1 protein-coding gene is annotated in these 850 nt (G+C 42.3%); it reads left to right on the forward strand.

Translation table 11 applies throughout. The annotated features are described in order from the left end of the window. Positions 1-755, forward strand: a 755-nt coding sequence (locus tag A3762_RS19960) for an ATP-binding protein (protein ID WP_197469428.1), incomplete at its 5' end; no start/stop codon positions are given. Between the last annotated feature and the right edge of the window lie 95 nt (positions 756-850).

Here is an 850-nt window from a genome sequence, read left to right on the forward strand (position 1 = left end):
TTCGACCATTTCTAGATTTACGAAGAAAGGATCTTGAGCAATATGTCCAAGACCAAGGTGTGAGTTGGGTCGAAGATGCATCAAATCAAGACCTTTCGATCACAAGGAATCGCATTCGTCATCAAGTGTTGCCGCGATTGTTGGCTCAGTCAGATAGTTACGTTGATGATTTAGTGTTGTTAAGCAAAGGGCATACTCGAGTTAATGGTTCAGCGTTGCGTTTGGCGCAAGCAGTGTTAAAGCATATGCACATCACGAACTACGCAAACGATCATGGAATTTCTCTTACTAACCTCAACTTACTTGCTAAGCGAGAGCAGACGTTTCTTTTGCGTTGGTGGTTTATTTCTCTGGGGTTAGCGCAACCTTCTGAACGAATTTTTTCGAGGATCTGGACAGAAGTGCTTCCTGCAAAATCAGGTTCTNCACCCGAATTAATGTGGGGGAGTATAAGATTAGTTCGTTGCTTTGATGCTTTGTTTATCATGGATGAGTCTAGCCATTCGCTAAACCTACAGTGTGGTGATGATCAAAGCGAGATAGATTTTGACCTACTCAACGATCAAACTATTGAGCTTAGATCGTGGGATGAGCAGTCGAAACGAGATCGTTTCGGTGGGCGAAGAAAATCTGAGTGGGCGAAGCGTTTATTCTTAACGCCTTGGCGCAAGGAAAGCGCTGTGTTTGTATTTAAAGAAGGGCAAGAACTTGGAATTTTTGATGTAAAACGCAAGGTTTTTATCGCTAAGTTCTAGTTACTCTCTCGCAATACAAAAGCTTCAAATATTTAAAATTTCGACTACTGTTACCCGACACATGTTCTCTCGGGAGATGGTTTATGCATCGTACA

The sequence above is a fragment of the Oleiphilus sp. HI0125 genome (assembly GCF_001635355.1).